The 19,113-nt window shown below is 72.7% G+C and carries 19 protein-coding genes; 8 read left to right on the forward strand and 11 right to left on the reverse strand.

The genetic code is table 11. The features are described from left to right. The first annotated feature begins 116 nt into the window (after positions 1-116). On the forward strand, positions 117-1,337 hold the full coding sequence (locus AB0F18_RS02425; RefSeq protein ID WP_362053919.1) for a PQQ-dependent sugar dehydrogenase: 1,221 nt from the start codon (positions 117-119) through the stop codon (positions 1,335-1,337). Positions 1,338-1,379: 42 nt separating this feature from the next. Next, entirely contained in the window at positions 1,380-1,658 is a 279-nt protein-coding gene (locus tag AB0F18_RS02430) for a DUF6191 domain-containing protein (RefSeq protein WP_362053977.1), read from the forward strand. Positions 1,659-1,671: 13 nt separating this feature from the next. On the opposite strand, the gene AB0F18_RS02435 is transcribed toward AB0F18_RS02430, so the two are convergent. The 5 genes from AB0F18_RS02435 to AB0F18_RS02455 form a co-directional block, all read right to left on the reverse strand. Continuing rightward, entirely contained in the window at positions 1,672-4,710 is a 3,039-nt protein-coding gene (locus AB0F18_RS02435; protein WP_362053921.1) for an AAA family ATPase, read from the reverse strand. Between the two features lie 80 nt (positions 4,711-4,790). Further along, the gene (locus tag AB0F18_RS02440; protein WP_362053924.1) at positions 4,791-4,958 is read right to left on the reverse strand and encodes a hypothetical protein; all 168 of its coding nucleotides are present in this window, start codon (positions 4,956-4,958) and stop codon (positions 4,791-4,793) included. Positions 4,959-5,146: 188 nt separating this feature from the next. After that, positions 5,147-5,731: a hypothetical protein gene (locus AB0F18_RS02445; RefSeq protein ID WP_362053927.1), complete on the reverse strand. Its 585-nt coding sequence runs from the start codon at positions 5,729-5,731 to the stop codon at positions 5,147-5,149. Positions 5,732-5,816: 85 nt separating this feature from the next. Continuing rightward, a complete protein-coding gene (locus tag AB0F18_RS02450) occupies positions 5,817-8,048 on the reverse strand; it encodes an MMPL family transporter (RefSeq protein WP_362053930.1) in 2,232 nt (743 codons plus the stop codon). Between the two features lie 198 nt (positions 8,049-8,246). Continuing rightward, positions 8,247-8,639 (reverse strand): signal peptidase I, encoded by a 393-nt coding sequence (locus AB0F18_RS02455; protein ID WP_362053933.1) that lies wholly within the window; start codon positions 8,637-8,639, stop codon positions 8,247-8,249. A gap of 60 nt (positions 8,640-8,699) precedes the next feature. Here AB0F18_RS02455 and AB0F18_RS02460 point away from each other — a divergent pair, with 60 nt between their 5' ends. From AB0F18_RS02460 to AB0F18_RS02475, 4 genes are all read left to right on the forward strand, one after another. Continuing rightward, positions 8,700-9,485, forward strand: coding sequence for a GNAT family N-acetyltransferase (locus AB0F18_RS02460; RefSeq protein ID WP_362053979.1), 786 nt, complete (start codon positions 8,700-8,702; stop codon positions 9,483-9,485). A gap of 5 nt (positions 9,486-9,490) precedes the next feature. Next, the gene (locus AB0F18_RS02465; protein WP_362053936.1) at positions 9,491-10,003 is read left to right on the forward strand and encodes a DinB family protein; all 513 of its coding nucleotides are present in this window, start codon (positions 9,491-9,493) and stop codon (positions 10,001-10,003) included. 91 nt (positions 10,004-10,094) lie between these two features. Continuing rightward, entirely contained in the window at positions 10,095-12,143 is a 2,049-nt protein-coding gene (locus AB0F18_RS02470; RefSeq protein ID WP_362053982.1) for a penicillin acylase family protein, read from the forward strand. Next, positions 12,140-12,727, forward strand: coding sequence for a GNAT family N-acetyltransferase (locus AB0F18_RS02475; protein WP_362053939.1), 588 nt, complete (start codon positions 12,140-12,142; stop codon positions 12,725-12,727). The genes AB0F18_RS02470 and AB0F18_RS02475 overlap by 4 nt, the downstream gene beginning before the upstream one ends. Here the strand turns inward: AB0F18_RS02475 and AB0F18_RS02480 are convergent. Next, positions 12,702-13,508, reverse strand: coding sequence for an alpha/beta fold hydrolase (locus AB0F18_RS02480; RefSeq protein ID WP_362053942.1), 807 nt, complete (start codon positions 13,506-13,508; stop codon positions 12,702-12,704). The two genes, AB0F18_RS02475 and AB0F18_RS02480, sit on opposite strands and share 26 nt — an antisense overlap. A gap of 159 nt (positions 13,509-13,667) precedes the next feature. Here AB0F18_RS02480 and AB0F18_RS02485 point away from each other — a divergent pair, with 159 nt between their 5' ends. Next, positions 13,668-14,492 (forward strand): helix-turn-helix transcriptional regulator, encoded by an 825-nt coding sequence (locus AB0F18_RS02485; protein WP_362053945.1) that lies wholly within the window; start codon positions 13,668-13,670, stop codon positions 14,490-14,492. Beyond that, entirely contained in the window at positions 14,489-14,728 is a 240-nt protein-coding gene (locus AB0F18_RS02490) for a DUF397 domain-containing protein (RefSeq protein WP_362053948.1), read from the forward strand. Before AB0F18_RS02485 ends, AB0F18_RS02490 begins: the two co-directional genes overlap by 4 nt. Positions 14,729-14,738: 10 nt before the next feature. Here the strand turns inward: AB0F18_RS02490 and AB0F18_RS02495 are convergent, their stop codons facing one another. The 5 genes from AB0F18_RS02495 to gatC all read right to left on the reverse strand — a co-directional run bounded on the left by AB0F18_RS02495 (position 14,739) and on the right by gatC (position 18,927). Then, positions 14,739-15,263: a hypothetical protein gene (locus AB0F18_RS02495; RefSeq protein ID WP_362053951.1), complete on the reverse strand. Its 525-nt coding sequence runs from the start codon at positions 15,261-15,263 to the stop codon at positions 14,739-14,741. Between the two features lie 92 nt (positions 15,264-15,355). Further along, positions 15,356-16,867, reverse strand: coding sequence for an Asp-tRNA(Asn)/Glu-tRNA(Gln) amidotransferase subunit GatB (gene gatB, locus AB0F18_RS02500; RefSeq protein WP_362053953.1), 1,512 nt, complete (start codon positions 16,865-16,867; stop codon positions 15,356-15,358). 16 nt (positions 16,868-16,883) lie between these two features. After that, the gene (locus AB0F18_RS02505) at positions 16,884-17,063 is read right to left on the reverse strand and encodes a hypothetical protein (protein ID WP_358813821.1); all 180 of its coding nucleotides are present in this window, start codon (positions 17,061-17,063) and stop codon (positions 16,884-16,886) included. Between the two features lie 62 nt (positions 17,064-17,125). Beyond that, positions 17,126-18,631, reverse strand: a complete 1,506-nt coding sequence (gene gatA / locus AB0F18_RS02510; protein ID WP_362053985.1) for an Asp-tRNA(Asn)/Glu-tRNA(Gln) amidotransferase subunit GatA — start codon at positions 18,629-18,631, stop codon at positions 17,126-17,128. After that, on the reverse strand, positions 18,631-18,927 hold the full coding sequence (gene gatC / locus AB0F18_RS02515) for an Asp-tRNA(Asn)/Glu-tRNA(Gln) amidotransferase subunit GatC (protein WP_007266718.1): 297 nt from the start codon (positions 18,925-18,927) through the stop codon (positions 18,631-18,633). The genes gatA and gatC overlap by 1 nt, the downstream gene beginning before the upstream one ends. Positions 18,928-19,113 lie beyond the last annotated feature (186 nt).

The following is a 19,113-nucleotide window of genomic DNA, read 5'->3' on the forward strand; positions in this document are numbered from 1 at the left end:
GGACGGAGCCACAACCACTCGATCGGGTGTACGAGTGGTGGAACTTGGGCACCCGCCGGGTCTGTTGAGTCTTGTGAAGGGCAGGACGAGTGGACCGACCGGAGGGGAGCGGGACGATGCGGTACGCGGTGCGGGACGGGAGTTTCGGGACGGGGCGGCACGGGGCCGGGGGCGCGCGGCACCGGGGGGTGCTGGCGGGGCTCGCCCTGGCGGGGTGCGGGGCGCTGCTGGCGGCGGGTTGTTCCCCCTCGGGCGGGGCGCCGCCCGGAGCCGGGGCATCCCCGCCGGGGTCTTCGCCGGCGGCCTCCGCGGGGGTCTCGGCGGGGGCTTCGGGGCCGCCCGCCAAGGGATCGGTGACGGTGACGGGCGAGGCGGCGAAGGGGCTGGCCTCCCCGTGGGGCGTGGCCCCGCTGCCCGGCGGGGACCTGCTGGTCGCCTCGCGCGACAAGGGCACGATCAGCAGGGTCGGGACGGGCACGGGCGCGGTGACGGAGATCGGCAGGGTGCCCGGGGTGGCGCCCGGCGGGGAGGGCGGGCTGCTGGGGCTCGCGCTGTCCCCGCGCTTCGCCTCGGACCGGCTGGTGTACGCGTACTTCACGACGGAGTCCGACAACCGCATCGCCCGGATGCGGTACGACGAGCAGAGGCCGCCGGGGCAGCAGCTGGGCGCGCCCGACACGGTTCTGAGGGGCATTCCCAAGGGGGTCTTCCACAACGGCGGGCGGATCGCCTTCGGCCCCGACGGGATGCTCTACGCCGGGACGGGCGAGACGGGGAACACGGCGCTCGCCCAGGACAGGAAGTCGCTGGGCGGCAAGATCCTGCGGATGACCCCGGACGGGAAGCCGGTGCACGGGAATCCCGAGGCGGACTCGGTCGTCTACTCCTGGGGGCACCGCAATGTGCAGGGCCTCGCCTGGGACAAGGACAAACGGCTCTGGGCGTCCGAGTTCGGGCAGCACAACTGGGACGAGCTGAACCTCATCGAGCCGGGCGGCAACTACGGCTGGCCGGAGGTGGAGGGGAAGGGCGGCAGGGCGGGGTTCCGGGATCCGGTGGCCGTCTGGAAGACGGACGAGGCCTCGCCCAGCGGGATCGCCTGGGCGGAGGGATCGATCTGGATGGCCGCGCTGAAGGGCGAGCGGCTGTGGCGGATCCCGCTGAAGGGGGCCGTGCCGGCGGCGGAGCCGGAGGCCTTCCTGACGGGGAAGTACGGGCGGCTGCGGACGGTGGTGCCGCTCGACGGGGACAGATTGCTGCTGGTCACGAGTGAGACGGACGGGCGCGGGTCGCCGCAGGAGGGCGACGACAGGATCCTGAGTCTGACGGTGCGGTGACCGACGGAGCCCCGGTGGGGGGCGGAAGGCACGGTGAGCGCGGTGTTCAACATGATCGAGGAACTGTTCAACCCGGGGCGGCGGCACACGGACGAGGAGAAGAAGCGGCTGGAGCTGTCCCGGACCGACGTCGGTGACGGCGATCCGGGGCGGGGTCCGATAGACCTCGACTCCGGCACGGTGCTCATACGCCCCGCCGCGCACCGGCCGCAGGACGCGGAGAGCGGTGACGCGGAGACCGGTGACGCGGAGAGCGCAGCATCGGAGGCCGACGGCGCGAGGACCGGTCGGGAGGAAGCCGGCCGGGGCGACGCTCCTTAGGGCGGCCCGCTCCTCAGGACCGGGGGGCGAGGGGGGTGAAGAGGCGCAGCCGGTGGGCGAGCGCCGCGGCCTCGCCCCGGCCGGCGACGCCCAGCTTGGCCAGGATGTTCGAGACGTGCACGCTGGCCGTCTTCGGGGAGATGAACAGTTCCTCCGCGATCTGACGGTTGGTGCTGCCCGTCGCGACGAGGCGCAGGACGTCCCGTTCGCGGCTGGTGAGCCCCAGGGCCTCGATCGGGTCGGTGTCCGGGGCCGGTGCGGCCGGGCGGGCCTCGTCGGGGGTCAGCGGGAGCCGGGCGCGCTGGGCGAGCAGGGCCAGGTCCTCGCGGAGCCTTCGGGAGCCCAGCCGGCCGGCGGTGGCGTGGGCGTCGCGGAGCAGGCCGGCGGCCGTCTCGCGGTCGCCGCCGGAGCCGAGCAGGGCCTCGGCGAGCCGGTGGCGGGCGCGGGCCAGCAGGTAGGGGCGTTCCAGGGCGCTGACGGCCTCCTCGACGGCGGTCCAGTCGGCGGCCGTGTCGCGGCCCTCGGCGCGCAGCAGCTCAGCCCGCAGGTACTCGGCGTGCGCGGTCCACACGGGGGCCGGGGTGGCCAGGGAGCGGGCGGCGGTGCGCAGCGCCTCCAGGGCGGCGGGCCGGCCCTCGTCGGTGCCGGGCAGGCCGCGGGCGTCGGCTTCGGCGGAGGCGGAGGCCAGCAGGAGGGGCCAGGCGTAGCGGTGCTGGCCGGGCGGGAACCCGTCGGCGATGGCCTGGGCCGTCTCGGCGCGGACGTCGGCGATGCGGCCCTCGCCCTCGGCCACGCCGACCGCCAGCCGGTAGAGCGGGATCCGGTGCTGGGGCTGGCTGTCGTGGGTGCCGAAGTGGGCGTGGGCGGCGGCGAGCTGGGCGGCGGCCTCCGTGAGTTCACCGCGGGCCAGGGCCAGGTAGGCCAGGCGTGCGGAGGCGGCTCCGCGCGGGGCGGCGCCGTGGCCGACGCGCAGGGTGCGCCGGGCCGCTTCGGCGGCCTCGTCCCAGCGGCCGAGGCTGTAGAGGCTCTCCGCCATGTTCCCGCAGACCCAGGCCTCGGTGTCCAGGAGCCGGGCCCTGCTGACGAGTTCGACCCCTTGTACGGCCAGTTCCACGGCTTCGCGGGACCGGCCCAGCGATTCGAGTTGAGAGGTGATGTTGATATGGGCGCGGCCCGCTACGACGGTGAGTCCGAGCTCGGTGGCGCGGTCCTTGACCGCGTTCAGTTCGGCGAGGCCGGTGGAGCCGTCACCGGAGTCCATGAGCAGGCAGCCGTAGGTGATCCGGGCGTTGAGCTCGGTCTCCTCGGCGCCGATCATCCGGGCGTACTCCACGGCCCGTTCGGCGGCGGCCAGGTTGCCGGGGCCCGGGTTGTGGAGCATGCCCCAGCCCGCGGCCCGGACGAGGACGTCGGCGTGCACCTGGGACGGGGGCAGCCCCTTGACCAGGTCCTGGGCGGTGGCTATCTCCTGCCAGCCGTCGCCCCGGCCGAGGTTGGCGACGAGGCGGGAGCGCTCGGTCCAGAACCAGGCGGCGCGCAGCGGGTCGCCGCCGTCCTCCTCCAGCATGCGCAGGGCGAGCTTGGTGAGCTTCAGGGCCCGTTCGCGTTCGCCGCCGTAGCGGGCGGCGACGGTGGCCTCGGCCAGCAGGTCGACGCGCTGGAGCGGGGTGGTGGCCGGGTCGCAGCCGCAGGGCGGGTACACCTCGGTGTAGTCGGCGGGGCGCAGCTCGGCGAGCACCTCGGCGGGGACGCTGTCCCACAGGTCCATGGCCCGTTCCAGCAGGCTGAGCTGCTCGGAGTAGGCGTGCCGGCGGCGGGCGGTGACGGAGGCGGCGAGGACGGCGGGCAGGGCCTTGGCGGGATCGTTGGCGGCGTACCAGTAGTTGGCCAGCCGGATGATCCGCTCCTCGGCGCGGATCAGGGCGTCGTCGGCCTCCATGGCCTCGGCGTAGCGCCGGTTGACACGGGCGCGTTCGCCGGGCAGCAGGTCGTCGCTGACGGCCTCGCGGACCAGCGAGTGGCGGAAGCGGTAGCCGTCGCCGTCGGCGGTGGCGAGGAGGATGTTGGCGCCGACGGCGGCGCGCAGGGCCTCGATGAGCTCGTCCTCGCCGAGCTGGGCGACGGCGAGCAGCAGCGGGTATTCGACGGTGGAGCCGCCCTCGGCGACGACGCGGACCACGCGCTGGGCGGCGTCGGGGAGGACCTCGACGCGGACGAGGAGCAGGTCGCGCAGGGATTCGGTGAGTCCGGTGCGGCAGCCGCTCTCGTGGGAGGCGACGAGTTCCTCGACGAAGAAGGCGTTGCCGTCGGAGCGTTCGAAGACGGAGTCGACGAAGGTCTCGTCGGGCTGCGAGGCGAGGATCCCGGCGAGCTGGCGGCGCACTTCTCCCCGGTTGAAGCGGGAGAGTTCGATGCGCCGGACGGTGCGGAGCCGGTCGAGTTCGGCGAGCAGGGGGCGCAGCGGGTGGCGGCGGTGGACGTCGTCGGCGCGGTAGGTGGCGACGAGGACGAGCCGGCCCCTGCCGAGGGTGCGGAAGAGGTAGGCGAGCAGGTGCCGGGTGGAGGTGTCCGCCCAGTGCAGGTCCTCCAGGACGAGCACGACGGTGCGGTCGGCGGCGAGCCGTTCCAGCATCCGGGCCGTCAGTTCGAAGAGGCGGGCGGTGCTCTCCTCGTCGTGCGGACCGCGGGGGGTCTCGCCGAGTTCGGGGAGGATGCGGGCGAGTTCGTCCTCCTGGCCGGCGGCCGCTGCGGCGAGTTCGGCGGGGAGCAGGCGGAGCAGGGTGCGCAGGGCGGTCGAGAACGGGGCGAAGGGAAGGCCCTCCGCCCCGATCTCCACACAGCCTCCGACGGCCACCACGGCTCCGTGGCGGGCGGCCTCGCCGAGGAACTCCTCGGTCAGCCGGGTCTTGCCGACTCCGGCCTCGCCCCCGATGAGGAGGGCCTGCGGTTCCTGGTCCGCGGCGCGGGTCAGGGCGTCGACGAGTACGGCCAGTTCGTCGGCTCGGCCGACGAACACCGGGCTGACAGATCTGGTTTCCACGTCGCCGAGCATTGCACACAGGTCCGTTCGGGCGGCACTGGTTACCGGTGCGCTTTTCATCTCGCGTCAGTCCACGTGGTGCGCGGCGCCGGTTACGCGGCCCGGGTGAAGAGGGTCCGGTGCCGGCTCACCGGCCTTTCGCGTTCCTGGCCGCGCGAGGAGGAGCGCCCGGCCTTCATGGCCTCGCTGGCCATCCGGTACCGGTCGGCCTCGCGGATGAGGTCGGCGCGGCGGGCGGTGGCGATCTCGTACTCGAACATCTCGTTCTCCCTGGTTGCTCTTCTCGGCACCTCGTTCGGTGTGATCCAAGATTCGCGTCCCAGGGGGGTGCGGCACATGGGGCTCATGCCGCATCTGTGGGACCCCGGGGGCCTTAGGCCGGGACCGCGGGTCCCTGAGGTGGGCTGGAGCCGCGCGGGGGCGGCGTAAGGCGGGGGTAAGGCGGTGCCTACTCGGCGGCCGTCGGCAGGGGGACGAGGAGGTCGAAGTACATGAGTCCGAAGAGCAGGACGCCGAGGGCGCCGAGGGCTACGGCGGCCCAGGAGACGGAGCGGACCCAGGCGGGGTGGACGCGGCCGGGGGCGCCGAAGGCGGGGGCCGCCAGGACGAGGGCGGCGAGGAAGAGGGCGAGGGCGGCGAGGAGGCCGTTGACGAGGGCGGTCATGTGCCAGGCGTCGCCGTACAGGGCGGCGATCTTCTCCTTGGCGGTGGTGGCGTTGGCCGACTGGATCTGGCCGATGAGGGTCTGGCGCTCGCCCATCACGCGGGACACCCAGCTGCCGCTGAGGGCGACGAGCCCGAGGCCGGCGGCGGTGACGGCGGAGGCCGCGGAGCCGACGCCGGTGGGCCGCTCGGGGGCCTCGTCGGCCTCCAGGTCGTCAGGGTCCTCGGCGTCGGTTTCGGCGGCCGGCCGGTCGGTTCCGGCGGTGGGGGCGGCGTTGTCCCCGGGCTCGGCCGGGGCGTCGGTGACCGGCTTGTCCTCGGCGGCGTCCGCCTCGGGAGCGGTGGGGGCGGCGGTCTTGGTGGTGTCCATGGCGGGCACCGTAGGCGGCGTTTCTGAGAGGCTCCTGAGAGGGCGTGCGGGGTGCCCGTCCCGGTGGGCCGCAGGCCCCGGCCGGTCAGCGGGACAGCTCGGCCGGTTCCGCCTGGTCCGCGTCCGGCCGCTGGGCCGGAAGTGCCGCACGGGGGCGGCACTCGGCGGGTTCGATACTGATCTTGGGCAGTCGCCGGTCCAGCCAGCCGGGGATCCACCAGTTCGCGCCGCCGAGCATGTGCATGAGCGCGGGGACGAGCAGGGTGCGCAGGACGAAGGCGTCGAGGGCGACGGCGGCGGCGAGCGCGATGCCGAACATCGCGATGATGCGGTCTCCGCTGAGCACGAAGGCCAGGAAGACCGAGATCATGATGACGGCCGCCGAGTTGATCACACGGCTGGTCTCGGCGAGGCCCACGCGCACGGCCCGCCGGTTGTCGCCGGTCTCCAGCCACTCCTCGTACATCCGGCTGACCAGGAAGACCTGGTAGTCCATGGACAGTCCGAAGAGCACCGACACCATGATCACCGGCAGGAACGGCTCGATGGGGCCGGCGCTGCCCAGGCCCAGCAGCTCGCTCCCCCAGCCCCACTGGAAGATCACGACGACGACGCCGAAGGAGGAGGCGACGGCGGCGACGTTCATGGCGGCCGCCTTGACCGGGATGCCGATGGAGCGGAAGGCCAGCAGCAGGAGCAGGCAGCCGAGGGCGATGACGACACCGACGAACAGCGGCAGCTTCCCGACGATCACCTCGGCGAAGTCGTCGTAGCCGGCCGTGACCCCGCCGACGTGGGCCTCCATGGAGCTGCCGTGTCCGGCGCGCGGGATGACGTCCTGGCGCAGGCGGTCGACGAGCTCGCTCGTGGCCCGGGACTGCGGGGCGGAGTCCGGGACGACCGTCAGGACGGCGGTGTCCCCGCTGCGGTTGAAGACGGCCGGGCCGGCGGAGGCGATGCCCTCGGTGGTGTGCAGGGCGTCGGCCAGCCGCTGGACGGCGACGCGGTCGCCCGCGCCGTCGAGCCGGGCGACGACCGTGAGCGGGCCGTTGACGCCCGGGCCGAAGCCGTCGGCGAGGAGGTCGTAGGCCTTGCGGGTGGTGGAGGTGGCCGGGTCGTTGCCCTGGTCGGAGGTGCCGAGGTGGAGCGAGAGGGTGGGCAGTGCGAGGACCGCCATGACGAGGGCGGCGACCAGGCCCAGGAGCTTGGGGTGGCGTTCGACGAAGGCCGACCAGCGGGCGGCGAGGCCGGTGGGCGCCTCGGGCCGGGGGCCTTCGGCGGCGAGCCTGCGGCGTTCGCGCCGGGACAGGGCCCGGGTGCCGATGTAGGAGAGGAGGGCGGGCAGCAGGGTGACGGAGGCCGCCACCGTCAGGACCACGGTCAGCGAGGCGGCGATCGCGACGCCGTTGAGGAAGTTGAGGCGCAGCACCAGCATGCCGAGCAGGGCGATGCAGACGGTGGCCCCGGCGAAGACGACGGCCCGGCCGGTGGTGGCGACGGCGTTCTCGGCGGCTTCACCGACCGTCAGTCCGCGGGCCAGGCCCTTGCGGTGCCGGGTGACGATGAAGAGGGCGTAGTCGATGCCGACGCCGAGGCCGACGAGGGTGCCGAGCATGGGGGCGAAGTCGGCGACGGCCATGGCGTGGCCGAGGAGGGTGATGCCGAAATAGGCGCTGCCGACGCTGACGAGGGCGGTCGCGATGGGCAGCAGGCTCGCGGCGAGGGAGCCGAAGGCGAGGAAGAGGACGACGGCGGCGATGACCACGCCGATGACCTCGGCGAGGTGGGGGCTGGGGGCCTGGGTCAGGCCGATGGCGCGGCCGCCGAGTTCGACCTGGAGGCCGCCGGCCTCGGTCTCGGGGTTCTTCGCCGCGTCGACGACGGCCCTGGCCTGGGCCTTGGGGACGGAGTCGGCCTGCCGGTCGAAGGTGACGACGGCGTAGGCGGTGCGCCCGTCGGGGCTGATCTGCGCGGCGTCGGCGGGGCCCGGTCCGTAGGGGCTGCTGACCGAGCCGACCCCGGGGAGGGCCGCGATGGTGTCCAGGGCCCGGCTCATGCGGCGTTGGACGTCGGGGTCCCGGGCCGTGCTGTGGTCCGGGGTCCGCCACACGATCGTGTCGGTGTCGCCGTCCTGGCCGTGGAAGCCGTCGCGCAGGAGGGCGTGGGCCTTGTCGGACTCCGTGCCGGGGACCTCGTAGTCGTTGGAGAACGCCGTTCCGGCGGCCGCGGCCGCGGCGGCCGTCCCGCCGAAGGCGAGCAGCCAGATCAGGACGGTGACCAGCCGGTGCCGCATGCACCACCGTGCGATTGCTGCCAACGGACGTGCTCCCTGGTGGTTCGGATCTTCAGCGGGAGTCGGCCCGACGCAAAGAACGCTTGAACTCGTGAAGTCGTGGACTGGTGAGTCGTGAACTTGTGAAAGGTCCGGCCGGAGTACGGCCAGGGTGCTTGGGTCTACACCTCGATTGACACGATCTCAGCGTTTCGTGATCGTTAGTCGCTTTCGTGTGCATCGTCACAGGTCTGCCCCGTCGGCGGGCCCGTCGACCCGGTAGCCCGGGACGGAGGGCCAGCGGACGGTGAGGACGACGGTGTCCTCCTCCGCGTACCAGGAGTGGTCGACGCCGCGGCCCCAGACCACGTAGTCGCCCTGTTCGGCGAGGACGACGGTGCGTCCGGGGAACTCCAGCCGGAAGCGGCCGCTGATCAGTACCTGGAGGGCGGTGCGCCGTTCGCCGGTGACCCAGCGTTCGCGCGCCTCACCCTTGGGGTGGACCCCCCACTTGATCTCGACGTCCTCGCTGTGGCGGGGGTCGCCCGGCGGCTTGAAGTGGCCCAGGAGCCAGCCGCGGTCGGCGGCGGCGTCGGGGGCGGCCTTGCCGGTGTGGATCGCGAGGTCGTCGTTCACGGAGTGAGGCTAATGCACTTGTGGGGGTGGCAGATCAGCTGATGAGCTGCGCGCATGACGATGGATCTTGATGAGCTGCTGAAGGTGCGCGACCGCTACGACACGGAGGTGCGGCGCGGTGCCGAGGGCCCGCAGGTGGAGCGGGCGGGCCGGGTCGTGCGGATCAGCGCGCCCGGCTGGAACGGCGTGGTGTGGTCGGACCTCGACGAGGACACGGCGGACGCGGAGATCGCGGCGCAGGTGGCGCACTTCGGCGCGGGCGGGCAGGCACCCGGCGGGCCGGTGTTCGAGTGGAAGCTGTACACCCATGACCGTCCGGCCGATCTCGCCGACCGGCTGCGCGCGGCGGGCTTCGTGCCGGAGCCGGCCGAGACGCTGATGGTGGGCCGTACCGCCGACCTGGCCGAGCTGCCGGTGGAGCCGCCGGCGGGGATCACCCTGCTGCGGGTGACGGACGAGGCGGGTGTGGACCTGATGATGGCCGCGCACGACCGGGCCTTCGGTGTCGAGCGGCCCCGGATCAAGGAGGAGGTGCTCGGCCGGCTGCGGGAGGACCCCGACTCCATCGAGGTCGTGGTGGCGATGGCCGGGGAAGTCCCGGTGAGCTCCGCGCGGATGGAGATGCGGCCGGGCAGCGACTTCGCCGGCCTGTGGGGCGGCGGCACGGACCCCGACTGGCGGGGCCGGGGCATCTACCGCCTGCTGGTGGCGCACCGCGCCCGGATCGCGGCCGAGCGGGGGATCCCGTACCTCCAGGTCGACGCCTCGGACGACAGCCGGCCGATCCTGGAGCGCCTGGGCTTCGGGGTGCTCGGCGTGACCGTCCCCTACATCTGGAAGGGCTGAGACCCATGGACGACAGCAAGCGCATCGGACCGCCCCTGACCGGGGACGAACGCGAGACCCTCCGCGCCTTCCTCGACTACCACCGGGCCACCCTCGCCTGGAAGTGCGAGGGGCTCACCGACGAGGAGCTGCGCCGCCAGGCCTCGCCGCCCTCCACCCTCTCCCTGCTGGGCCTGGTCCGGCACATGGCCGAGGTGGAGCGCCAGTGGTTCCGCCGCACGATCGGCGGCGACACGGACGTGCCGCACGTGTGGTCCGACGACCGCGACTTCCAGGCCGCCTACGAGACCTCCGGCGCCACCCGCGCCGAGGCCTTCGCCGCCTGGGAGGCCGAGGTCGAGCACTCCCGGGCCGTCGAGGCGGCAGCCGACTCCCTGGACGTGACGGCGTACGTGCCGAAGTGGGAGGAGGACGCCTCGCTGCGCCTGGTGATGCTGCACATGATCCACGAGTACGCCCGGCACAACGGCCACGCGGACCTCCTCCGGGAGGCCGTCGACGGCACGGTCGGCGCCTAGGACCCTCCGGCACCCGGCGGTCCGCTCTCCCCAGACCCCCTTATAGTTAGGCCAGCCTAACCTAAGATACTGGGGGAAGAGCGTGAGCGCTGTGACCACCGAGGCCTACGAGGTCTACCGCGACAGCTGGGGCATCCCGCACCTGCGCGCGTCCGACCCGCTCCGCCTCTCCTACGCCCAGGGCCGGATCACCGCCCGGGACCGGGCCTGGCAGCTGGAGGTCGAACGGCACCGCGCCCAGGGCTCCAGCGCCGCGTTCCTCGGGGCCGACTGCGTCCCCTGGGACCGCTTCGCCCGCCAGGCCCGTCTCGACGACACCGCCCGCCGGTGCTTCGAGGCCCTGGACCCGGACACGGCGGCCTGGGTCGGCGCCTACGTCGACGGGGTCAACGCGGGCCTGGCCGAGGGCGCGGCCCGCGACGGCCGTTTCGCGGCCGCCGGCCACACCCCCGCCCCCTGGGAGCCGTGGGTCCCGCTCTCGATCTGGATCGGCACCCACATCCTCTTCGCGGGCTTCGCCACCAAGCTCTGGCGCGAGCGCGTCGCCCGCGCCCTCGGCGACGGGGCCGCCACCCTCTTCGCGACCGACGGCCCCGGCACCGCCGGCAGCAACGGCTGGCTGGTTCCGGGCGACCGCACCGCCACCGGCGCGGCGATCATCGCGGGCGACCCGCACCGCTTCATCGAGGACCCCGGCGTCTACCAGCAGATCCGCCTGGCCTGCCCGGAGTACGACGTCCTCGGCCTGGCCGTCCCCGGCGTCCCGGGCCTGGCCCACTTCGGCCACACCGGATCCGTCGCCTGGGCCATCACCAACGCCATGGCCGACTACCAGGACCTCTACACCGAGCGGCTGCGCCCCGCGGCCTACGGGGTCGAGGCGCTGGGCCCCGACGGCGCGTGGGAGCCGGTCGCCCGCCACACCGAGACCATCACCGTGGCCGGCGGCGGGGACGTCGAGGTCGAGGTCCTGGAGACCGCCCGCGGCCCGGTGATCGTCAACGACGGCTGCGACACCCTCTCCCTGCGCTACCCGCCCCGCGTCCGCGCCGACCTCGGGTTCGCCGTGCTCCCCGCCCTGCTGCGCGCCCGCACCGTCGCCGACGTCGACCGCGCCCTCGACGGCTGGGCCGAGCCCGTCAACGTCGTGCACGCCGCCGACACGGCGGGCGGCCTGCTGCACCGCGTCGCCGGCGCCGTCCCGCTGCGCGAGGCCGCGAACCGGCTGCGCCCGGTGCCCGCCTGGGACGCCCGCCACGCCTGGCGGGGCTGGGCCGAGACCCCCGTCGAGCCGGTGCGGGGCTTCGCCGTCATGGCGAACGCGCGCGGCATCGCCTCCCCCCTCGGCGTGGAGTTCGCGCCCCCGCACCGCGCCGACCGGATCCGCGCCCTGCTCAGCGGCGCGGCCGACTGGTCACCGAAGGCGATGGCCGAGGTCCACCGCGACACCTACCTGGCCTCCGCCGCGCCGCTGCTCGCGCTGCTACCCGGCCCCGACGCCCTCTCCCCCGCCGCAGCCCGGCTCCGCGACCGGCTGCTGGCCTGGAACCGGCACATGGAGGCGGACAGCACAGACGCCGCCGCCTTCGCGGCCTTCCGTACGGCCGTCGTACGCCGTCTCGCGGCCGACCCCGTCTTCGCGGACCTGGCCGGCGCCCCCGGCGGCCCGGAGGTGTTCCACCCCTGGCTGTACCTGCTCCCCCGGGTCGGCTACGCCCTCGAAGGCCTGCTGACCACGCCCCTCCTGCCCGGACTGGACCGCGCGGCGCACGTCCGCGCCGCCCTGGAGGAGACGGCGGCGGACGCAGCCCCCGAGGCCGCCTGGTCGGACACCCACCGCCTGACGCCGTGGCAGGCCGTCCCGGACCCGGACGCCGTATGGCCCGGCCTGGGCGGCGACCACGACTGCGTCAACGCCACCTCCTCCGTCCCGGGCGTCACCGACACCGTCGCCCGCGCCTCGGCGGCCCGCTACGTATGGGACCTGGCCGACCGGGAGAACAGCCTCTGGGCGGTCCCGCTCGGCGCGGACGGCGTCACCGGCTCCCCCCACCACCGCGACCAGCTCCCGCTCTGGGCGCGCTGCGAACTCGTACCGGTCGTCACCGACTGGGCCCGTCTCACCAAGGAACCCTCATGACCCGCACCCCCGTCTACACCCACCCCGTCGAGGGGTTCGGCACCGTCTCCTTCACCCCCGTCGACCCCGCCGCCGACGCCGCGCTGATCCACAGCTGGGTCACCGAGGAGCGGGCCCGTTTCTGGGGCATGGGCGAGGCCGGCCGCGAGCTGGTGCAGGAGATCTACGAGGACGTGGACCGCCGCACCACCCACCACGCGTTCATGGTCAGCCTCGACGGGGAGCAGGTCGCGCTCTTCCAGACCTACGACTGCGCCGAGGACCGGGTCAGCGAGTGCTACGAGGTCCAGCCCGGGGACGTCGGCGTGCACCTGCTGCTCGGCCCCAGCGGCGGCGCGGCCCGGCGCGGGTTCACGGGGGCCCTGGTGGAGGCCTTCCTGACCTACCTGTTCACCGACGCGGGCGCGCAGCGGATCGTCGGCGAACCCGACGCCCGCAACGCCAAGGCCATCGCCCTCCTGGAGCGCACCGGCTTCGAGCTCGGCCCGGAGGTGGAGCTCCCGGAGATCGACCTCCCGGAGGTCTACCTCCCGGCCAAGCCCGCGCGCCTGGCCTTCCTCAGCCGGCCTGCCGCTGCTCGCTGAGGAACTCCGTGATCAGCGCGGCCCATTCGGCCGGACGCTCGGCGAAGGGGAGGTGCCCGGTGGGCAGCTCCGCGTACCGGGCGCCCGGCACGGCCTCGGCCAGCTCGCGCTGGAGCTCCAGGGGCACGAGCCGGTCCTCGGTGGTCGCGATCACCAGGGTCGGTACGGAGACCCCGGCGGCCTCCGCGCTCAGATCGGCCCCCTTGATCAGCTCGACGTGATCGCCCGCGCCCGCCGGGATGCCCGCGGCGGTCGCCCGCACCACCTCCTCGGCCTGCTCCGGGGTCAGCCCCTCCAGCACCGCCGGGTTCACCGCCAGCGGCACCACCAGCCGCGCCAGCAGGTCGTTCTCCCCGCGCGCCGCCAGCCCCGACCACAGGTCGCCGACCAGCTTCAGCCGGTTCCCTGCGCGGACGAAGGTGGCCGTGAGCACCAGCGCAGTGACCCGCTCGGGGTACCGGGCGGCGATCCTCAGCGCCACGTTCCCCCCGAGGGAGTACCCGAGCACGGCGAACGTCTCCAGCCCCTCGGCATCGGCGGCGGCCACCAGCTGATCGGCCAGCTCGTCCAGCCGGAGCGGCTCGTCCGCCTTCGGGGTCCCCCCGGTCCCGGGGTAGTCGACGCCGACGACGCTGTGCCCGGCCGCCAGTTCATCGAGGATCACCCCGAAGTTGCTCTCGACGGCACCGCCGCCGCCATGGGCCAGCAGCAGGCCGGGGCCGCCGCTCTCCTTGCGGACGGTACGGGCGTAGGCGGCGGTGGCGGTCGTGATGACGGACATGGCAGTCCCCCTCGGCATTTCTGTAGCGGTCGTTACGGATTGAACGATACACAGATTCCGTAACGATCGCTACAGAAGTCGCCCGTACAAGGGTTTTGTACGGGTGGCGTACGTGCGGTTCGCGAGTCAGCGGGGCCGCAAGAGGGGAAAGTGTCCGGCATGCCCCAACGCAACAGGCCCCAGCGCAACGCCTCTTGGAAGGTCGTCGGCGTCCTGCTGGCCCATCAGCGCAAACTCTCCGGACTCACCCAGGCCAAGCTGGCCGAACTGGCCCACTGCGACGTGGAGTCCATCGCCTCCGTGGAACAGGGCCGCCGGCCGCTGTCCGTGAAGATGGCCCAAGTCCTGGAGCCCCACCTCGACGCGAAGGGGGCCGTACTCAACGCGGCGGCCGCGGTCCCGCGCCGCGAGCGATATCCGGCTTTCGCGCGGGAGTACATGGAGCACGAGGAGGAGGCCCTGAGCCTGCTCTGGTACGAGAACGCGGCCATTCCCGGCCTACTCCAGACCCCGGAGTACGCGGCGGCGGTATTCGCCAACTTCTACCCGCCGATGCCCGCCGACCAGATCGCCCAGCAGACGGATGACCGTATCGCCCGACAGAAGCTCTTCCAGCGCAAGCCGCAGCCGCCGGTGATGCACTTCATCATCGAACAGTCCGTACTGGAGCGCCCCATCGGCGGCCGGGAGGTCCTGCGGGGGCAGCTACGCCACCTGCGCACGATGTCCGAACTCCCCTTCGTAGGGCTCCAGATCATCCGCACCGACCGCGAAACCCACGCGGGCCTCGCCGGCCCCATGATCCTCCTGGAAACCCCCGACCACGACCAACTCGGCTACCTGGAAGGCCAGCACGTGAGCTTCCTCCAGGACGACCCCGACGAGGTCCATCTCCTCCATCTCAAATATGGGATGCTGCGTTCGCAGGCGCTCTCGATTGAGGACAGCAAGAGCCTGCTGGACGACCTGCTAGGAGAGTCATGACGCACCAACTGGCCTGGTTCAAGTCGAGTTACAGCAGCGACGCGGGCGGCGACTGCGTCGAAGTCGCCTACAACTGGCGGAAGTCGAGCTACAGCAGCGACGCCGGTGGAGCTTGCGTCGAGGTGGCCGCCCACCCCGCCGCCGTGCACGTCCGGGACTCCAAGGTCGCCGACGGCCCCGTCCTGACGGTCACGCCCACCACCTGGGCCGCCTTCGTCGGCAGCACCACCCGCTGAGCCCACCCCTTCAGTCGGACGACGACACCCCGAGGTCCGCCCGCATGGCCGCCCGCATCTCCCGGAGCAGGACCCAGATCTCCTGCTGGGCCCGGGAGACCGTCGCCATCGTCTCGCCCGCCTCGGGGGCGTCCCGTTCCAGGCGCTTGACCTGCCCGTAGACCAGGTTCAGGGCGTGGTTGACATCGGTCGCGGGGCCCAGCACCGCGTCCGGGGCGATCATCTGCGCCTCGGAGTACGTGTCCCGGTGCGCGGACTTCGCCGCGTCGAGCGCCTCGCGGTCCGCGTCGCCGGCCCCGCCCTCCCGCATGACGTGCAGGTGGCGGTTGAGGGCGGTGGTGAACTGCCGGGAGTCCCGGTTGAGGGCCGTGTAGCAGGCGCGCCGCAGCGCCAGGTTCTCCCGTACCTCCTCGTGAGCGCGTACGAGGTCTATCTCCCGCCGCTTGGCCCGCTCCGCGCCCCGCTGCGTGAGCAGCGCCCCGCCCAGGGTCCCCGCGACACCCACGACGGCGATGACCATCGCCCCGATCTCCACCCCGTTCCCCCTCCGCACAGAAGACACAGAAGAGGCGGCCCGTACCGATCGGGTCGATCGGTACGGGCCGCCGTGCTCACAGCCGTCCGGAACTACTCGGAGACGCCGAGCTTCTCCAGGATGAGTTCCTTGACGCGGGCCGCGTCGGCCTGGCCGCGGGTGGTCTTCATGACCGCGCCGACCAGGGCGCCGACGGCGGCGATCTTGCCGCCGCGGATCTTGTCGGCGATGGCCGCGTTGCCCGCGATGGCCTCGTCCACGGCCGCGCCGAGCGCGCCCTCGTCCGAGACGACCTTCAGGCCGCGCTTCTCGACGACCTCGTCCGGGGTGCCCTCGCCGGCGAGGACGCCCTCGATGACCTGGCGGGCCAGCTTGTCGTTCAGGTCGCCGGCCGCGACCAGGGCCGCGATCCGGGCCACCTGGGCCGGGGTGATCGGCAGCTCGTCGACCGAGACGCCCTGCTCGTTGGCGTTGCGGGCGAGCTCGCCCATCCACCACTTGCGGGCGGCGGCCGAGTCGGCGCCCTCCTCGATCGTGGCGACGATGGAGTCCACCGCGCCCGCGTTGAGGATGGACTGCATGTCGTGCTCGCTGACGCCCCACTCCTCGCGGAGGCGGTTGCGGCGCAGGCGCGGCATCTCCGGGAGGGCGGCGCGCAGCTCCTCGACCCAGGCGCGGGCCGGGGCGACGGGGACCAGGTCCGGCTCGGGGAAGTACCGGTAGTCCTCGGCGTTGTCCTTGATGCGGCCGGCCGTGGTGGAGCCGTCCTCCTCGTGGAAGTGCCGGGTCTCCTGCACGATCGAGCCGCCCGACGAGAGCACCGCCGCGTGGCGCTGGATCTCGAAGCGGGCCGCGCGCTCGACGGAGCGCAGCGAGTTGACGTTCTTCGTCTCCGAGCGGGTGCCGAATTCCTTCGTCCCGTTCGGGCGCAGCGACAGGTTCACGTCGCAGCGCATCTGGCCCTTGTCCATCCGGGCCTCGGAGACGCCGAGGGCCTTGATGACCTCGCGGAGCTCGGCCACGTACGCCTTGGCGACCTCGGGGGCCCGCTCGCCCGCGCCCTCGATCGGCTTGGTGACGATCTCGATGAGCGGGATGCCGGCGCGGTTGTAGTCCAGCAGGGAGTGGGACGCGCCGTGGATACGGCCGGTGGCGCCGCCGACGTGCAGCGACTTGCCGGTGTCCTCCTCCATGTGGGCGCGCTCGATCTCCACGCGGAAGATCTCGCCGTCCTCCAGCTGGACGTCCAGGTAGCCGTTGAAGGCGATGGGCTCGTCGTACTGGGAGGTCTGGAAGTTCTTCGGCATGTCCGGATAGAAGTAGTTCTTCCGGGCGAAGCGGCACCACTCGGCGATCTCGCAGTTCAGCGCGAGACCGATCTTGACGGCGGACTCGACGCCGATCGCGTTGACGACCGGGAGCGAGCCGGGGAGACCCAGGCAGGTCGGGCAGGTCTGCGAGTTGGGCTCGGCGCCCAGCTCGGTGGAACAGCCGCAGAACATCTTGGTCTTGGTGCCGAGCTCGACATGGACCTCAAGGCCCATGACGGGGTCGTACGACGCGAGGGCGTCTTCGTACGACAGCAGTTCGGTGAAGGTGGTCACGGTGAAACTTTCCCTCTCAGCCCAGCAGGACGTCGTCGTCGCCCAGGCGCTTCAGCTCGCGGTACAGGATCGCGAGGCCGGTGACGATGGCGGCGGCGGACACGACGGCGTCGACGAGCTGCAGCGTGTCGTGCTCGGTGCGGGCCTTGCGGGCCTGCTTGATCACGCTGATGGCACCGAAGGCGGTGGTGCCCATCGACAGGTAGGTCCCGGCCTTCGACTTCTTGAAGCCCTTGGCCTTGGACAGCGCACTCGAACTCACAGCGACGGAGCCTCCTCAAGCAGCGGGTGGCCCCAGCGCTCGACGAAGGCGGCCTCGACGGCCGCGCCGACCTTGTACAGACGGTCGTCCTTCATCGCCGGGGCGATGATCTGCAGACCGACCGGCAGGCCGTCCTCCGGGGCCAGGCCGCAGGGGAGCGACATGGCGGAGTTGCCGGCCAGGTTGGTCGGGATGGTGCAAATGTCAGCGAGGTACATCGCCAGCGGGTCGTCGGTGCGCTCACCGATGGCGAAGGCGGTGGTCGGGGTCGTCGGGGAGACGATCACGTCGACCTGCTCGAAGGCCTTCTCGAAGTCCTTCGTGATGAGCGTGCGGACCTTCTGGGCGGAGCCGTAGTACGCGTCGTAGTAGCCGGAGCTGAGCGCGTACGTGCCGAGGATGATGCGGCGCTTGACCTCGTCGCCGAAGCCGGCTTCGCGGGTCAGGGCGGTGACGTCCTCGGCGGACTTGGTGCCGTCGTCGCCGACGCGCAGGCCGTAGCGCATGGCGTCGAAGCGGGCCAGGTTGGAGGAGGCCTCGGACGGCGCGATCAGGTAGTACGCGGCCATGGCGAGGTCGAAGGACGGGCAGTCCACCTCGACGACCTCGGCGCCGAGCTCCTTGAGGAGCTCCACCGACTCGTCGAAGCGCTGGGTGACGCCGGCCTGGAAGCCCTCGCCGCGGAACTGCTTGACCACACCGACGCGCATGCCGGCGACGGAGCCGTTGCGGGCGGCCTCGACGACCGGCGGGACCGGGGCGTCGATGGAGGTGGAGTCGAGCGGGTCGTGGCCGGCGATGACCTCGTGGAGGAGGGCCGCGTCCAGGACCGTACGGGCGCACGGGCCGCCCTGGTCGAGGGAGGAGGAGAAGGCCACCATGCCGTAGCGGGAGACGCCGCCGTAGGTGGGCTTCACGCCGACGGTACCGGTGACGGCGGCGGGCTGGCGGATGGAGCCGCCGGTGTCCGTGCCGATGGCGAGCGGGGCCTGGAAGGCGGCCAGGGCGGCCGCGGAGCCGCCGCCGGAGCCGCCGGGGATCTTGGTCAGGTCCCAGGGGTTGCCGGTGGCGCCGTACGCGCTGTTCTCGGTGGAGGACCCCATGGCGAACTCGTCCATGTTGGTCTTGCCGAGGATGACGACGTCGGCTTCCTTGAGCTTGCGCGTCAGGGTGGCGTCGTAGGGCGGGATCCAGCCTTCGAGGATCTTCGAACCGACGGTGGTCGGAACGCCGACCGTGGTGAAGATGTCCTTCAGGGCGAGCGGGACGCCGGCCAGCGGGCCGAGCTTCTCGCCCGCGGCGCGCTTGGCGTCGACGGCACGGGCCTGCGCGAGGGCGCCCTCGCGGTCGACGTGGAGGAAGGCGTTGACCTTCTCGTCGGTCGCGTCGATGCGGGCGAGGTGGGCCTCGGTGACCTCGACGGCCGTGAGCTCGCCGGAGGCGATCTTCTCGGCGGTCTGGGCGGCCGTCAGCTTGATGATGTTCGTGTCAGCCATGGTGATTAGTCCTCCCCCAGGATCTGCGGCACCTTGAAACGCTGCTGCTCCTGGGCGGGAGCGCCGGAAAGCGCCTGCTCGGGGGTGAGCGAGGGACGGACCTCGTCCGCGCGCATGACGTTCGTCAGCGGGAGCGGGTGGGAGGTCGGCGGGACGTCTTGGTCGGCGACCTCGGAAACGCGGGCGACCGCGCCGATGATGTCGTCGAGCTGTCCTGCGAAGTGGTCGAGCTCTTCGCTCTTCAGCTCCAGACGTGCCAGCCGAGCGAGGTGGGCGACCTCCTCGCGCGTGATGCCAGGCATGCGGCGATCCTCTGGGGGTGGTGAGTGTGTAGTTTCGGGCCCAATCCTATGGGGCCCGGCCCCGGACCTGGTAAACGGTTTGGGCTCCGCCCCCAGAGACCCCCACGCCTCGAACACCGGCGGGGCTGGAAATTCGCTGATTCAGCAGCCGTTCGGTGGCTTCACGTACAGAGGCCAGGTCGTGCA

Origin of the sequence: Streptomyces sp. NPDC029216 (assembly GCF_040648015.1) — a bacterium.
Lineage (GTDB): Bacteria > Actinomycetota > Actinomycetes > Streptomycetales > Streptomycetaceae > Streptomyces.

What these genes read in the sequence shown, in the direction of transcription:
- AB0F18_RS02505 (WP_358813821.1), bottom strand. Translation starts at nt 17,063, where the DNA reads ATGGGCACCACCGCCTTCGGTGCCATCAGCGTGATCAAGCAGGCCCGC.
- AB0F18_RS02480 (WP_362053942.1), bottom strand. Translation starts at nt 13,508, where the DNA reads ATGTCCGTCATCACGACCGCCACCGCCGCCTACGCCCGTACCGTCCGC.
- AB0F18_RS02460 (WP_362053979.1), top strand. Translation starts at nt 8,700, where the DNA reads ATGGATCTTGATGAGCTGCTGAAGGTGCGCGACCGCTACGACACGGAG.
- AB0F18_RS02435 (WP_362053921.1), bottom strand. Translation starts at nt 4,710, where the DNA reads ATGCTCGGCGACGTGGAAACCAGATCTGTCAGCCCGGTGTTCGTCGGC.
- AB0F18_RS02475 (WP_362053939.1), top strand. Translation starts at nt 12,140, where the DNA reads ATGACCCGCACCCCCGTCTACACCCACCCCGTCGAGGGGTTCGGCACC.
- AB0F18_RS02425 (WP_362053919.1), top strand. Translation starts at nt 117, where the DNA reads ATGCGGTACGCGGTGCGGGACGGGAGTTTCGGGACGGGGCGGCACGGG.
- AB0F18_RS02490 (WP_362053948.1), top strand. Translation starts at nt 14,489, where the DNA reads ATGACGCACCAACTGGCCTGGTTCAAGTCGAGTTACAGCAGCGACGCG.
- gatC (WP_007266718.1), bottom strand. Translation starts at nt 18,927, where the DNA reads ATGCCTGGCATCACGCGCGAGGAGGTCGCCCACCTCGCTCGGCTGGCA.
- AB0F18_RS02440 (WP_362053924.1), bottom strand. Translation starts at nt 4,958, where the DNA reads ATGTTCGAGTACGAGATCGCCACCGCCCGCCGCGCCGACCTCATCCGC.
- AB0F18_RS02445 (WP_362053927.1), bottom strand. Translation starts at nt 5,731, where the DNA reads ATGGACACCACCAAGACCGCCGCCCCCACCGCTCCCGAGGCGGACGCC.
- AB0F18_RS02485 (WP_362053945.1), top strand. Translation starts at nt 13,668, where the DNA reads ATGCCCCAACGCAACAGGCCCCAGCGCAACGCCTCTTGGAAGGTCGTC.
- AB0F18_RS02465 (WP_362053936.1), top strand. Translation starts at nt 9,491, where the DNA reads ATGGACGACAGCAAGCGCATCGGACCGCCCCTGACCGGGGACGAACGC.